General features: G+C 70.6%; 11 protein-coding genes and 1 pseudogene. 4 read left to right on the top strand and 8 right to left on the bottom strand.

Annotation, left to right across the window (positions count from 1 at the left end):
• Positions 1-230: 230 nt before the first annotated feature.
• The 4 genes from ACWF94_RS16015 to ACWF94_RS16000 all read right to left on the bottom strand — a co-directional run bounded on the left by ACWF94_RS16015 (position 231) and on the right by ACWF94_RS16000 (position 6151).
• Complete coding sequence (locus ACWF94_RS16015) at positions 231-1397, bottom strand: acyl-CoA dehydrogenase family protein (protein WP_453487969.1); 1167 nt, start codon at positions 1395-1397, stop codon at positions 231-233.
• A 5-nt stretch (positions 1398-1402) separates the two neighbouring features.
• Positions 1403-2341, bottom strand: coding sequence for a hydroxymethylglutaryl-CoA lyase (locus tag ACWF94_RS16010; RefSeq protein WP_453487968.1), 939 nt, complete (start codon positions 2339-2341; stop codon positions 1403-1405).
• Positions 2334-4466 (bottom strand): acetyl/propionyl/methylcrotonyl-CoA carboxylase subunit alpha, encoded by a 2133-nt coding sequence (locus ACWF94_RS16005; protein WP_453487971.1) that lies wholly within the window; start codon positions 4464-4466, stop codon positions 2334-2336. The genes ACWF94_RS16010 and ACWF94_RS16005 overlap by 8 nt, the downstream gene beginning before the upstream one ends.
• Before the next feature lie 68 nt (positions 4467-4534).
• Entirely contained in the window at positions 4535-6151 is a 1617-nt protein-coding gene (locus ACWF94_RS16000; protein ID WP_453487967.1) for a carboxyl transferase domain-containing protein, read from the bottom strand.
• 99 nt (positions 6152-6250) lie between these two features.
• Here ACWF94_RS16000 and ACWF94_RS15995 point away from each other — a divergent pair, with 99 nt between their 5' ends.
• Together ACWF94_RS15995 and ACWF94_RS15990 are read left to right on the top strand one after the other, a co-directional pair.
• Positions 6251-6859: an SACE_7040 family transcriptional regulator gene (locus ACWF94_RS15995; protein WP_453487966.1), complete on the top strand. Its 609-nt coding sequence runs from the start codon at positions 6251-6253 to the stop codon at positions 6857-6859.
• A gap of 210 nt (positions 6860-7069) precedes the next feature.
• Complete coding sequence (locus tag ACWF94_RS15990; protein ID WP_453487965.1) at positions 7070-7852, top strand: phosphatase; 783 nt, start codon at positions 7070-7072, stop codon at positions 7850-7852.
• A 149-nt stretch (positions 7853-8001) separates the two neighbouring features.
• Here ACWF94_RS15990 and ACWF94_RS15985 read toward each other — a convergent pair.
• Positions 8002-10081, bottom strand: a pseudogene (locus ACWF94_RS15985) (restriction endonuclease).
• A gap of 158 nt (positions 10082-10239) precedes the next feature.
• A complete protein-coding gene (locus ACWF94_RS15980; RefSeq protein WP_453487964.1) occupies positions 10240-11292 on the bottom strand; it encodes a cation diffusion facilitator family transporter in 1053 nt (350 codons plus the stop codon).
• 207 nt (positions 11293-11499) lie between these two features.
• Between ACWF94_RS15980 and ACWF94_RS15975 the strand changes: the two genes are divergently transcribed.
• Entirely contained in the window at positions 11500-11844 is a 345-nt protein-coding gene (locus ACWF94_RS15975) for a hypothetical protein (protein ID WP_453487963.1), read from the top strand.
• 182 nt (positions 11845-12026) lie between these two features.
• The gene (locus tag ACWF94_RS15970; RefSeq protein ID WP_453487962.1) at positions 12027-12536 is read left to right on the top strand and encodes a hypothetical protein; all 510 of its coding nucleotides are present in this window, start codon (positions 12027-12029) and stop codon (positions 12534-12536) included.
• A gap of 171 nt (positions 12537-12707) precedes the next feature.
• Here ACWF94_RS15970 and tesB read toward each other — a convergent pair whose 3' ends face one another.
• Both tesB and ACWF94_RS15960 read right to left on the bottom strand, forming a co-directional pair.
• On the bottom strand, positions 12708-13580 hold the full coding sequence (tesB, locus tag ACWF94_RS15965; protein WP_453487961.1) for an acyl-CoA thioesterase II: 873 nt from the start codon (positions 13578-13580) through the stop codon (positions 12708-12710).
• Positions 13581-13610: 30 nt separating this feature from the next.
• Positions 13611-13788, bottom strand: a 178-nt coding sequence (locus ACWF94_RS15960) for an acyl-CoA dehydrogenase family protein (protein WP_453487970.1), incomplete at its 5' end; no start/stop codon positions are given.

The raw sequence follows: 13788 nt of genomic DNA, 5'->3' as shown, positions 1-13788 counted from the left end.
GGTGGGGCGTGTCCCATCCGGGGACGAGGAGACGGGCACGGCCGAGGGACCGTTTTCGGCTGCGCCCGTCTGGTGTGAGGGGGCGGGAGCGCCAGACTCCCGCCCGTGAGGCCAGGTTAGCCTAACCTAAGTGGAAGTGCCAGGCTTCGGGTACGGGGCCCGGGGCCGCCCCGGAAAGGCAGCACCCCGGTACCCCCGCACCCCGGGCGCCGTGGCGCGGCGGCACGGTCTCAGCCGGTCAGCCCCAGCTCACGGGCGATCAGCATCCGCTGGACCTCGCTCGTACCCTCGCCGATCTCCAGGATCTTGGAGTCGCGCCACATCCGGGCCACCGGGTACTCGTTCATGAAGCCGTATCCGCCGTGGATCTGGGTGGCCTCGCGGGCGTTGTCCACGGCGACGGTGGACGAGTAGAGCTTGGCGAGGGCCGCTTCCTTCTTGAAGGGCTCGCCCTGCACCAGCCTGGAGGCCGCGTCCCGCCAGCCGACCCGGGCCATATGCGCCCGCATCTCCATGTCGGCGATCTTGAACTGGATGGCCTGGTTGGACCCGATGGGGCGGCCGAAGGCGTGCCGCTCCTTCGCGTACTTCACGGACTCGTCCACACAGCCCTGGGCGAGACCGGTCGCCAGCGCGGAGATCGCGATCCGGCCCTCGTCGAGGATGCGCAGGAACTGCGCGTATCCCCGGCCCTCCTCGCCGACCAGATTCGCCAGCGGCACGCGGACGCCGTCGAAGGACAGCTCGCGGGTGTCCGACGCGTTCCAGCCGACCTTGGAGTAGGCGGGGGCGACGGTGAAGCCGGGGGTGCCGGAGGGGACGATGATCGAGGAGATCAGCGGTTTGGCCTCGGGGGTGCGGCCGGTGACCGCGGTGACCGTCACCAGGCCGGTGATGTCCGTACCGGCGTTGGTGATGAAGCACTTGGAGCCGTTGATCACCCATTCGCCTGCGGCCTCGTCCCGTACGGCCGTGGTCTTCGTACCGCCCGCGTCGGAGCCGCCCTCCGGCTCGGTCAGCCCGAAGGCGCCCAGCACCTCGCCCGAGCAGAGCTTCGGCAGCCACTCCCGCTTCTGCTCCTCCGTACCGAAGCGGAAGATGGGCATCGCGCCGAGGGAGACTCCGGCCTCCAGGGTGATCGCCACGGAGGAGTCGACGCGCGCCAGTTCCTCCAGGGCGATGCCCAGGGCGAGATAGTCGCCGCCCATCCCGCCGTACTCCTCGGGGAAGGGCAGTCCGAACAGGCCCATCCGGCCCATCTCGGCGACGATCTCGTAGGGGAACTCATGGCGTTCGTACAGATCGCCGATCTTCGGCGCGATCACATCGTGGGCGAACTGCTCGATCGTACGGCGGAGTTCCTCGTGCTCGGAGGTGAGCCGGTGGTCCAGGGACATGGGAGTCACTCCTTGTGGGAGAGGGCGCGAACGGTGCGGGAGGGGCTGGGGCGACCCAGTTGCCCGGCCATCCACACGCTGGTGGCGGTGAGCCGGCCGAGATCGACCCCGGTTTCGATACCGAGGCCGTGGAGCATCCACACGAGGTCTTCGGTGGCGAGGTTTCCGGTGGCGCTCTTCGCGTACGGGCAGCCGCCGAGGCCGCCCGCGGAAGCGTCCACGGTGGTGACTCCGTGCTCCAGCGCGGCGAAGGTGTTCGCCAGCGCCTGGCCGTAGGTGTCGTGGAAGTGGACCCCGAGCGCGGAGGTGGGCACGCCCTCCTCGTTCAGCTCGGCGAGCAGGGTGAGGACATGGCCGGGGGTGGCGACGCCGATGGTGTCGCCGAGGGACAGCTCGTCGCAGCCCAGCTCCATGAGCTGCCGCGCGATGCGCACGACCTGATGGACCGGTACCGGCCCCTCCCAGGGGTCGCCGAAGCACATCGACAGATATCCGCGCACATGGATCCTGTCGTCCTTGGCACGGGCGACGACCGGCGCGAACATGGCGAGCGACTCGTCCACGCTCCGGTTGAGGTTCTTGCGCGCGAAGGTCTCGGTCGCCGAGCCGAACACCGCGATCCGGCGGGCGCCGAGGGCGATCGCCCGGTCGAGTCCGCGTTCGTTCGGTACGAGGACGGGGAGCGCGACGCCCTCGATGTCCCGTACGGCGGGGAACAGCGTCCCGGCGTCGGCGAGCTGGGGCACCCAGTCGGGGTGGACGAAGCTGGTCGCCTCGATCGTCGACAGTCCGGCCCCGGCGAGCCTGCGGATGAACTCCGCCTTCACCTCGGTCGGGACGACCGCCTTCTCGTTCTGGAGCCCGTCGCGGGGGCCCACCTCATGGATGCGCACCCGGGGCGGCAGGTCCTGCACCGGGACCTCCATCGGCAGTCCTTCACTCATCCCGGGCCTCCTCGGTCTCCGTGGTCTCCTCGGCCTTTTCAAAGGGAGTGATCACGGCCAGCAACTGGTCCATGGCGACCGTGGACCCGGGGGTGACATCCAGCTCGGTCACGGTCCCGGCGTGCGGGGCGGAGATGACGTGCTCCATCTTCATCGCCTCCACGACCAGCAGGCTCTGCCCGGCGGTCACCTCGTCCCCGACGGCCGCCTTGACCACGGTCACCGTCCCGGGCATCGGGGCGGCGAGGGTGTCCGCCCCGGCGTGCGCGGCGCCGCTGAGGGAGGCGGCGACCGGGTCGTGGTCCTCGAGGTGCCAGGAGTCGCCGTCCCGGCCGAGCCAGATCCCGTCGGGGGCCACGGCGCGGTGGAAGGTGTGGGTGAGGCCGCCGACCTCGACCACGACCTCGCCGCCGGCCGCCGGGGTGGTGCCGACGAGCCGGGCGGGCACTGCCCCGGTCCCGCCGCCGCCGATCGGGACCTCGGTCCCCGTCCCTGTCCCCGTTCCCGTTCCCGTTCCCGTACCGCCGATACGGATCTCCGTCCCCGCCCCCATACCGCGCACGCGGACAGTCACCGGCTCCTGGCCGGGGATCCGGAAGTGGTGCGCGGTCCAGGCCGGTTCGCCGCCGAGGCGCCAGCCGGTCGGTACGGAGAACGGGTCCACCCAGCCGGGAGCCCCGCCCGGAGCCGGACCCTGGCCCGGAGCCGGGTCCGCCGCCAGGTGCCGGGAGAGCGCCGCCGCGGCGTACACCTCGTCGGGGACCCCGTCCGGCACCAGGCCGGCCGCCTCGCGCTCCACCAGTCCGGTGTCCAGGTCGCCCGCCGCCACCGCCGGATGGGCCAGCAGCCGCCGCAGGAAGCCCGCGTTGGTCGGGACGCCCAGCGTCACCGTACGGGCGAGGGCGGCGCGCAGCCGGCGGATGGCCGTCGCGCGGTCGGGGCCGTAGGCGATCACCTTCGACAGCATGGGGTCGTACAGGCTGGAGACCTCGGTGCCTGCGCTCAGGCCGGAGTCCGTACGCACCTGGTCGCCGTCCGGCTCGTGCAGTGCGAGGACGGTGCCGCCGGAGGGCAGAAAGCCGCGCGAGGGGTCTTCGGCGCAGATCCGGGCCTCGATCGCGTGCCCGGTGAGGGTGATGTCGTCCTGCTCGTACGGGAGGGGCTCGCCCGCCGCGACCCGGAGCTGCCACTCCACCAGATCGAGCCCGGTGATGAATTCGGTGACCGGGTGCTCGACCTGGAGGCGGGTGTTCATCTCCATGAAGAAGTAGGCGGACGGGTCGACGCCCGGGACGATGAACTCGACCGTCCCCGCGCCCACATAGCCGCAGGCACGCGCCGCCTGGACCGCCGCATCGCCCATCGCCGCGCGGACCTGCTCGTCGAGGAAGACGGACGGCGCCTCCTCGATGACCTTCTGGTGGCGGCGCTGGAGCGAGCACTCGCGCTCGCCGAGGTGGATCACCCGGCCGTGCCGGTCGGCGAGGACCTGGATCTCGATGTGCCGGGGCCGGTCGATCCACCGCTCCACCAGCAGGGTGTCGTCCCCGAAGGAGGAGCGGGCCTCGCGCCGGGCCGCCGCGATCTCGTCCAGCAGCGCGGACTCCACCCGGGTCAGCCGCATGCCCTTGCCGCCGCCGCCCGCCGACGGCTTCAGCAGCACCGGCATCCCGATCTCCCGGGCCGCCGCGGCCAGCTCGTCGTCGCTCAGCCCGGAGCCGGAGGAGCCGGGGACCACCGGCACCCCCGCCGCCCGTACGGTCTCCTTGGCGCGGATCTTGTCGCCCATCAGGGAGATCGCGTCGGCCGGGGGGCCGATGAAGACCAGACCGGCGTCGGCGCACGCCCGCGCGAAGCCCGCGTTCTCCGCGAGGAAGCCGTAGCCGGGGTGGACCGCCTGGGCTCCGGTGCGGACGGCCGCCTCCAGCAGCCGCTCCACCGACAGATAGCTCTCGGCGGCGGGCGGCGGGCCGATGCGGACCGCGGTGTCCGCCTCCCGTACATGACGGGCGTCCGCGTCCGCGTCGGAGAAGACGGCGACCGAGCGCACCCCCATCGCGCGCAGGGTGCGGATCACCCGGACGGCGATCTCGCCCCGGTTGGCCACCAGGACTGTGTCGAACATCGGCTGCATCGGCTGCATGGGCTGCATGGGCTGCATGGGCTGCATGGGCTGCATGATCGGAGGGTTCCTCACATCCGGAAGACGCCGAAGCCGGGGTCACCCAGCGGAGCGTTGGCACACGCGGTCAGGGCAAGGCCCAGCACCTGCCGGGTCTCCAGCGGGTCGATCACCCCGTCGTCCCACAGCCGGGCCGTGGCGTAATAGGCGCTGCCCTGCTGTTCGTACTGGCCACGGATCGGGTTCTTGAAGTCCTCCTCGTCCTGGGCGGACCAGGAATCGCCGCGCGCCTCGATCTGGTCGCGCTTGACGGTGGCCAGGACGGACGCGGCCTGCTCACCGCCCATGACGGAGATCTTGGCGTTGGGCCACATCCACAGGAAGCGGGGGGAGTAGGCCCGGCCGCACATCGAGTAGTTCCCCGCGCCGTACGAACCGCCGACGACAACGGTCAGCTTGGGGACCCGGGTGCAGGCCACGGCGGTGACCATCTTCGCCCCGTGCTTGGCGATGCCCCCCGCCTCGTAGTCCTTGCCGACCATGAAGCCGGAGATGTTCTGGAGGAAGAGGAGGGGGATGCCGCGCTGGTCGCACAGCTCGATGAAATGCGCCCCCTTCTGGGCGGACTCGGCGAACAGGATGCCGTTGTTCGCGACGATGCCGACCGGATGGCCGTGGATCCGGGCGAAACCGGTGACCAGGGTCTGCCCGAACTCCGACTTGAACTCGGCGAACCGCGATGCGTCCGTGATCCGCGCGATCACCTCCCGGACGTCATAGGGCGTACGGGAGTCCACCGGCACCGCCCCGTACAGCCCGGCGGGATCCACCTTGGGCTCCTCGACCGGCTCGACGGTCCAGGGCAGGGGGCCGCGCGCGGGGAGGGTGGCGACGATGTTCCGCACGATCCGCAGGGCGTGGGCGTCGTCCTCGGCGAGATGGTCGGTGACGCCCGAGACACGGGAGTGGACCTCGCCGCCGCCCAGCTCCTCGGCGGTGACGACCTCACCGGTCGCGGCCTTCACCAGGGGCGGGCCGCCCAGGAAGATCGTGCCCTGGTTCCGTACGATCACGGCCTCGTCGCTCATCGCGGGGACATAGGCGCCGCCCGCCGTGCAGGAGCCGAGGACGGCCGCGATCTGGGGGATACCGGCGCCGGACATCCGGGCCTGGTTGTAGAAGATCCGGCCGAAGTGCTCACGGTCGGGGAAGACCTCGTCCTGCAGCGGCAGGAAGGCGCCGCCGGAGTCCACCAGATAGACGCACGGCAGCCGGTTCTCCAGGGCGACCTCCTGGGCGCGGAGGTGCTTCTTGACCGTCATCGGGTAGTACGTCCCGCCCTTGACCGTCGCGTCATTGGCGACGATCACGGTCTCGCGCCCGCTGACCCGGCCGATGCCCGCGATCACTCCGGCGGCCGGGGCCTGCCCCTCGTACATCCCCTCGGCCGCGAGGGGGGCCAGCTCCAGAAAGGGGGAACCCGGGTCCAGCAGGGTGTCCACCCGCTCGCGCGGCAGCAGCTTGCCCCGCGCGGTGTGCCGGGCGCGGGCCCGCTCGCCACCGCCGAGCCGGGCCACCGCGAGCCGGGCGCGCAGCGCGTCGGACAACTCCCGGTGCGCCGCCTCATTGGCTCCCCAGGCCATGGACGCGGGGTCTGCCGTGCTGGTCAGCACGGGTGCCTGCTGCATCGTGTCGTGCCCCCTTCGCCCGTACGGCATCAGTTAATGAGCGTTAACGTCTCCCTTCAGGTTAACGACCGCTAACAGCATTGTCTAGAATCGTCTTCCATGAGCACCAGGACGGATGCGCCGACCCGCCGCGAGCAGATCCTCAAGGAGGCCGCTCGCCTCTTCGCGGAGCGTGGATTCCATGGCGTGGGGGTCGACGAGATAGGGGCGGCCGTCGGCATCAGCGGTCCTGGCCTGTACCGCCACTTCGCGGGCAAGGACGCGATGCTCGCCGAACTGCTGGTGGGCATCAGCGAGCGGCTGCTCAGCGGCGGACGGCTGCGGGTGGCGGAGTCGCCGTCCGACCCCGGCGCGCTGCTGGCGTCACTGATCGACGGCCATATCGACTTCGCCCTCGACGACCGCCCGCTGATCACCCTCCACGACCGCGAGCTGGACCGGCTCCGCGACAGCGACCGCAAGCTGGTGCGCCAGCTCCAGCGCCAGTACGCCGAGCTGTGGGTCACCGCCGTACGGGAGCTGCACCCCCAGGTCCCGGAGGCCCAGGCGCGCGCGGCCGTGCACGCCGTGTTCGGCCTGCTGAACTCGACACCCCATCTGGGGCCGCAGGACGGCGGCCCACCGGACCGGGCGGCCACGGAAACGTTGCTGCGCAGGCTGGCGCACGGGGCGTTCGCGTCACTGGCACCGGTGGCCGGGACGCTCTGAGGTCGCGGCCGTTCCCTGCCCCTCCCTGCCGCTCCCTGCCGTTCCTTGTCCGGTCTGACCAGGTCTCGGTCCGGCCCCGTCCGGCCTTTGTCCGGCCTGTCTGTCCGGTCCTGACCGCGTCCCGCCCGGACCGGTCTGAGTACGGGACACCAGACGGGCCTCGTACGCGGCACCAGGCGGGTCCCCTGAGGGTGACGGCACAATGGGGCCATGCCGATACCCAGCCGTGCCGCCCTCGTCGAACACCTCGTCCGTACCCGTATCGCCGGAAACGTCGCCACCCCCCGCGACAACAACCTCTCCCACTACCGCAAGCTCGCCAACGGCGACCGCCACTTCTGGCTGGGTCTCGAACTGGGGGACCGCTGGACCGACGAGCAGGACGTCCTGGCCGTGATGGCCGAGCGCTGCGGTGTCAGCGACGATCCCCAGCACCGCACCGGCCAGGACACCATCGACCCCGAACTGACCGTCGATGCCCTGGAACGCCTCGCCGCCCGTCTCCGCAAGGCGGCGGCGGGCCAGGAGCGCGTCCTCTTCGCCACCGGCCACCCCGGCGGTCTCCTCGATGTCCACCGGCAGACCGCCGACGCCCTGCGTGCGGCCGGCTGCGAGATCATCCGTATCCCCGGAGGTCTCACCGCCGACGAGGGCATGGTCTTCCAGTTCGCCGGCATCGCCATGCTGGAGCGCGGCGCGACCCTGTGGCACACCCACTCCCCGGCCCCCATGGCCGCCGTCCTCGACGGCCTGGAGCGCGACGGCAGGCCCCAGCCCGACCTCGTCGTCGCCGACCACGGCTGGGCGGGCTGCGCCGGCCAGCGCGGCCTGGACGCGGTCGGCTACGCGGACTGCAACGACCCGGCCCTGTTCATCGCGGAGGCGGAGGGCACGCTCCAGGTGACGGTTCCGCTGGACGACCATGTCACCGACCCCCGGTTCTACGACCCGATGGCGGAGTACCTGCTCGCGGCGGCGGGACTGGTGACCTGAGCGGGCACCCGCGTCACCCGGGGCGGCCGATGGAGGAGCACCGTGATCGGCGCGGCGGTTGACGACGACCAGCCCACCACATCAGCGGACCGCACCACCACCACCATCACCACCGGCGGTGCCGGGAAACGTGAGCGGGCCTTACGCGACTACGCGACCTCGATTCCGTGTTCCTGGACCAGCGCTTCAAGCCCGCCCGGATACCCCTTGCCGCCCATAACGAACTCCCAGTTGCCACCGGTCCGGCGACGGAAGGAACCGAGCACCAGGGCTGTTTCCCCGGTCCGCCCGTCCGAGACCGTGAGTCTGTCCAGTTCGGTCCCTGTCGAGTCCCGCAGGACGATCCCCGCGTCGGTGAAGCCGGACAGGTCAGCGGCCGGATTCACCTCGGGATCGATGGGCTGCCGCGATGACCAGCCGGTCGGCTTGCTCGGGCAGATTGTCGAAGGCGACCCGGATGGCTGCCCTGTCGCCCGTCGCTGTCCCGTGCACGGCACTGACGGATCCATCGGGTGTCCGCACATTGTTGAAAAAGACGAAGTGGTCGTCGCTCAGCACCCGGCTCCCCCGGCAGACCAGCGCACACACGTCCAGTGCCACCGAACCCGACCAGGTCATCCCCAGTACGTTGGCATCCTCGTCCTCCGGCCGACTGCCCGTGCGCTGGGCGGGCACGGAACCCGTTCCCAGCCGTCCGCGCAGACCATGGCGACTGAGCAGATCGACAAGCTCGGTACCGGTCACGAGCGTCAAGGGCTTGCCATTGGCGAAGGTGTACGAGCCAGGCCCGAAACCAGACGTGGTCACCAGTACCCCCTTGTTCGCACCGGAGCCCTGCACTGTGCCGTACAGGTCACGTACAGCACTCGGCGGCACTGTGTTGCGATACCGCTTGACCTGCACAATGATCCGGCCGCCGCTGATCGGATCGGGGTCGTACGCCTCCACGTCGACACCGCCGTCATGGGAACGCTGTGTCATCACCGCCTGCATTCCCCTGGCCCTGAACAAATCGGCAACGAGCCCCTCGAAGTTCACCGGGTCCATCTCCAGCAGATCGGGCTCGTCGTCACCGCCGTGAGAGACAACACCTGAACTCACATCCTCCGGCACCCGGCCCGGTCGCACGGCCACCCGCTGATCCGGCTTCGCGGACAGTTGGCCACGCATACCCTCCAGGCACTCCACGGCGCCCACCTGCCCCAGGTTCAGCCGGGTGAAGTCGGCGCGGGACACCATCACCGTACTGAGGACGATGTCCGTACGCCGGCCTGTCGCCGGATCGACGTCGTCGACGAATCCGTTCACCGCCACCGACGCCAGCACCTCGAACTCATCTGCGGCGAAAAGGTCCCGCAGGACCAGCAGCACACACTGCGCGACCACATCCCGGTAGAGCGCTCTGCGTTGCCCGGCGGGCCGAGGGCTCTCCTTCTCCTGGTCGGAAGCGGCCACGTACCGAACCGACTTGGCTTCGGGGATGACGTCGAGGCCAGGAAGCTCCCAATTCAGGACGAGCTGGCGGGCGGCCGGATCGAAGGCCGCGACCACACGGCGTGGCAGCCCCTCGGGCCACATCGCCGACGCGTACAGGGCGGCGGAGAAGTACTCCACGACAGTGCCGGGTTCCCGCGCGCGAAGCGCGGCCACCATCTCGCCGATCCCTTCGTTGTGCCGCCGTATCTCGGCCCGCCGGGACTCGGCCCACTCGTCGTGACGCCGCCGGTACTCCGCCAACTGCTGAAGCCGCTGGGCCTCCGCCGCCTGGGCCATTCGAAGATCGTGCTGATACCGCTCCTGTGCCTCCCGGCCCGCCTGCGCCCGCCGGGCGGCCGTCCAGCCTCCTTGGGACCGGTAGCTGTTCGGGTCGGGCATCGGCAGGGGATACGCGAGCTGCCCGGGTGCGAAGGGCTCGACATCGTCCGCCCGCGTCAGCAGAGCACTCCGGAACACCCCGCCCTGGCACCCGGAGGCCAGCAGCCCGGTGAGTTCGGCGACCCTGGCCTCCAACTCCTCTGTGCGGGCGCGCGCGTCCGCCTCACGCCGCTGCTTGTACGCAGCCTGCTGTTCCCGGTGTACTCGCGCCATGTCCCGCTGGTATGTCCGCTGCTGGCGCTCCTGTTCCCGCTGCGCGCGGACCGAGGCCCGGAGCTGTGCTTCACGTTCCCTCTGCTGCTGTCGCTGAGCCTCTGCCCAGGCCCCGATCAACCCGCTGGAGCGACGACTCATCCCGCGCTCCCCCTCCCCACAGGGCCAATGGCCCAAGTCATGTTGAAAGTGCAAGTCTCCCAACGACAGGGGTACATAGCACTGTTTTCGCCGATCTCCGTGCCGAAATCCTGCTTCGCGACTCCTCGGAATCCGTCCGGGTGGGAACGGCTCCCGCGTCACCCGGGGCGGCCCGGTCCCTGAGTCCGCCCGCGCTCGGCCCCCGGTTCCTGAGTCCGCCCGCGTTCGACCCCCGGTCCCGGTGCGCGCCCCCGCTCCGCCCCCAGCCCCGGCGTCGGGTCCAGATACACCCGGCGGATCGAGGGGAAGCGCTCCCGCAGCTGCTCCTCCGCCTCCTCGCATGCCCACTCCACCTGCCGGGCGCTCGACGCGTCACGGAAGTCGACCTTCGCGGCGACGAGGATCTCGCGCGGACCCTGGATCAGGGTCGTCAGCTCCAGTACGGCCACGATGTGCGGCACCGTGAGGATCTCCTCCCGTACCGCGTCCCGCATCGACGCGGGCAGCGGTCGGCCGATGAGCAGCTGCGCGTTGCTGCGCGCCAGGACCCAGGCGACGTACACCAGCAGCAGCCCGATGAGGATCGACGCGACCCCGTCGTACACCCCGGACCCCGTGAGCTGCGCTCCCAGCAGTCCGCCCGCCGCCAGCGCCAGTCCGGCCAGCGCCGCCGAATCCTCCAGGACGACGGCCTTCAGCGCCGTGTCCGGCGTTCTGCGCAGATAGTGGCGCGCGGGTGCCCCGAGCCGGGCGGCCTCGGCGCGGACCTGCCGCAGCCCCGTCCGCAGGGAGAAGCCCTCCAGCAGGAACGCGATCCCCAGGACGACGTACGAGAGGAGCGGATCCCCCAGCTCCTCGCCATGGGTGAGGGTGTGGATTCCGTCGTAGACCGCGAAGACCGCACCGCCGACGAAGGTGGCGACCGCCGCGAGCAGCGCCCAGATGTACCGCTCCGGGCCGTGCCCGAGCGGGTGCTCCTCGTCGGCCGGCCGGTCGCCCCGCTTCAGCGCGGTGAGCAGCAGCAGTTCGGTCACGGTGTCGGCGACGGAGTGCGCGGCCTCGGACAGCATCGCGCTGGAGCCGCTGACCACCCCGGCGACCGCCTTCGCCACGGCGATCCCGAGATTGGCGACGGCGGCGACCAGGACCGTGAAGGTGCTGTCGGGAGGCTGCTCGGTACTGTCGACGCCCTCGGTGTCCTGTTTGCTCATGTAATCGACCGTATGGTCAGACTCCGGCGGGGTGCGGGACCCACGCCAGGTCAGGACCGTCGGGGCTGAGATTGCTGTGTTTCGGGGCTGAAAGGTCAATTGACCGGGGGGAGGCGGGTTTCTGGTTTCGCTGGTGTGGCGGATTCGTCCGCCGCTGTCCCCGCTTGTGCCCGGTGGGGACGCCAACGGGGAAACGGGGAATCACGCATGCGCGAAAAAGCGTACGCGGTCGCTCTGGCGATCGCTCTGATCGTTCCGGCCGGAGGAACGGCCGCCGCGGCTGCCGGAGTCGGCACCGCTGTCCAGCCTGCCTCGGCATCGAAGGCGCCCAAGGCGCCCAAGGCGCCGAACCCGGCGTACAAGGTGCTCAAGCTCCTGAAGTACAAGGGGCCGGGGGATGCCGCCCTGCGGGCCGGGACGTACAACGCGTCGACCGGCGGTGGCTGGGGCTGGAACAAGGTCAAGAAGAAGCACAGGATCACCAAGTACTCGGCCCTGGAGTACATAACGAAGGGCCCCAACCGCGCGCACCAACGAGAAGAAGCTCGGTGACAACCGGAACCGGGGCGTCATCACGGCGTACTGCAACGGAGTGGTGAAGTGCCCGGCCTGGGTGAGCACCACCCTGGCCAAGCTGAACAAGAGGTCGGCCGCTGACGGCGAGCGGTTCGAAGCGGCGTATCAGCCGCTGACGAATCCCCCGCGGTAGTCGGCCCAAGTCGAGTGGGAGCACCATGACCAGCCCCGAGAGCGAGTTCCTCGGCAGGATCGCCGACGCGGCCTTCGACCTCGGGGCGGGTGGTCTGAGGCTGTCCGCCGTGTCGGTGAAGGACCGCAGGGTGTCCTTCGCCGACACCGGGCGGACCCCGGGCCCGCCCCTTTTCCACGGGGGTGAGCCCCCCTCCACCGACCGCGCGGGCCGCCGCGAGTACGACTGGCAGCCGGCCCCCGGCGCTCCCGCCCATCTGCAGATGGCCTGGCTGCTGGCCGACCTGTCCGAGTGGGTCGTCCCCATGGCCGAGAAGCAGATCGCCGTGACCGGCGTCGAGGCACCCGAGGCCGCGTGGTGCGAGCTGGGCATCCGTGACGGTGACACCGCCTACCGCGTACGCATCGCCCTCACCGACCGCACGGAACCGCTGGACTTCCCGGGCATGTACCTCCTGGAACTGTTCGCGGAGGGCCGCCACCGCGAGTATCTGAGCGCGGGGGAGAGTGTGGTGGATCTGCGCGGGGTGCTGTGATCGGGCCTCCGCCACCTGCTCACCGCTCAGGCTGCAGCCACCTGCTCACCGCTCAGGCTGCAGGCGCGTGCCGACTCGATCGGATGAAGCGAACGGCGGCCGGTTGATGGCATGGTGGCCGACTGGTCGGAACGGTACCCCTCGTCACCGACAGGGGACCACGCCCGACGGTCAGCGCGGCACCCGCACGACCCCCTCCTGGATCACCGACACCGCGAGCCGCCCGTCCTGCGTATAGATGCGGGCCTGGCCCAGGCCGCGCCCGCCCGAGGCGGACGGTGACTCCTGGTCGTAGAGCAGCCATTCGTCGGCGCGGAAGGGGCGGTGGAACCACATGGCGTGGTCCAGGGACGCGCCCACCACGTCGCCGACCGCCCAGCCGCCGCGGCCGTGGGCGAGGAGGACGGAGTCGAGCAGGGTCATGTCGGAGACATAGGTGACCAGGCAGACATGGAGCAGGGGATCGTCGGCGAGTTTGCCGTTGGCGCGGAACCAGACCTGGGAGCGGGGTTCGCGCGGTTGGCCGACGGTGCCGTAGGGCGGGGCGTCGGCGTAGCGGAGGTCGACGGCGGCGCGGGCTTCGAGGAGGCGGTCGGCGACACCGGGGTCGATGAAGTGCTCGGCGTAGCGGGGAAGCGTTTCCTCGGTGGTGGGGAGGGAGTCCGGGTCGGGGGCGGGCGGCATGGGGGTCTGGTGTTCGAGGCCGTCCTCGTACACCTGGAAGGACGCGGAGAGATGGAAGATCGGCTGTCCGTGCTGGACGGCGACGACCCGGCGGGTGGTGAAGGAGCGGCCGTCGCGGATGCGGTCCACCGTGTAGACGATGGGTGCGCCGGGGTCGCCCATGCGCAGGAAGTAGGCGTGCAGCGAGTGCGCGTTGCGGTCGTCGGGGACGGTGCGGCCCGCCGCGACCAGGGCCTGGGCGGCGACCTGGCCGCCGAAGACACGGGGGATGACGGCGGTACGCGACCGGCCACGGAAGATGTCCTGCTCGATCCGCTCCAGGTTGAGCAGATCGAGCAGTTCGTCGAGTGCTGGGCTCATGTCGATGACGGTAACTGTCGATGAAGGTGACTACAGACCCATGGACTTCGCGATGATCGACTTCATGACCTCGCTCGTCCCGCCGTAGATCCGGTTGACGCGGTTGTCCGCGTAGAGACGGGCGATGGGGTACTCGTTCATATAGCCGTAACCGCCGTGGAGCTGGAGGCACTTGTCGATCACGCGGTGCGCGACCTCGGTGCAGAAC

The sequence above is a fragment of the Streptomyces sp. NPDC055078 genome, from assembly GCF_053607985.1.
The sequence above is the reverse complement of the archived record's forward strand: the minus strand, read 5'-3'. Positions and strand labels throughout refer to the sequence as shown.

Coding starts and splice junctions, on each gene's coding strand:
- ACWF94_RS16010 (WP_453487968.1), bottom strand. CDS start 2,341: ATGAGTGAAGGACTGCCGATGGAGGTCCCGGTGCAGGACCTGCCGCCC.
- ACWF94_RS15995 (WP_453487966.1), top strand. CDS start 6,251: ATGAGCACCAGGACGGATGCGCCGACCCGCCGCGAGCAGATCCTCAAG.
- tesB (WP_453487961.1), bottom strand. CDS start 13,580: ATGAGCCCAGCACTCGACGAACTGCTCGATCTGCTCAACCTGGAGCGG.
- ACWF94_RS15980 (WP_453487964.1), bottom strand. CDS start 11,292: ATGAGCAAACAGGACACCGAGGGCGTCGACAGTACCGAGCAGCCTCCC.
- ACWF94_RS15975 (WP_453487963.1), top strand. CDS start 11,500: ATGCGCGAAAAAGCGTACGCGGTCGCTCTGGCGATCGCTCTGATCGTT.
- ACWF94_RS16005 (WP_453487971.1), bottom strand. CDS start 4,466: ATGTTCGACACAGTCCTGGTGGCCAACCGGGGCGAGATCGCCGTCCGG.
- ACWF94_RS16000 (WP_453487967.1), bottom strand. CDS start 6,151: ATGCAGCAGGCACCCGTGCTGACCAGCACGGCAGACCCCGCGTCCATG.
- ACWF94_RS16015 (WP_453487969.1), bottom strand. CDS start 1,397: ATGTCCCTGGACCACCGGCTCACCTCCGAGCACGAGGAACTCCGCCGT.
- ACWF94_RS15990 (WP_453487965.1), top strand. CDS start 7,070: ATGCCGATACCCAGCCGTGCCGCCCTCGTCGAACACCTCGTCCGTACC.
- ACWF94_RS15970 (WP_453487962.1), top strand. CDS start 12,027: ATGACCAGCCCCGAGAGCGAGTTCCTCGGCAGGATCGCCGACGCGGCC.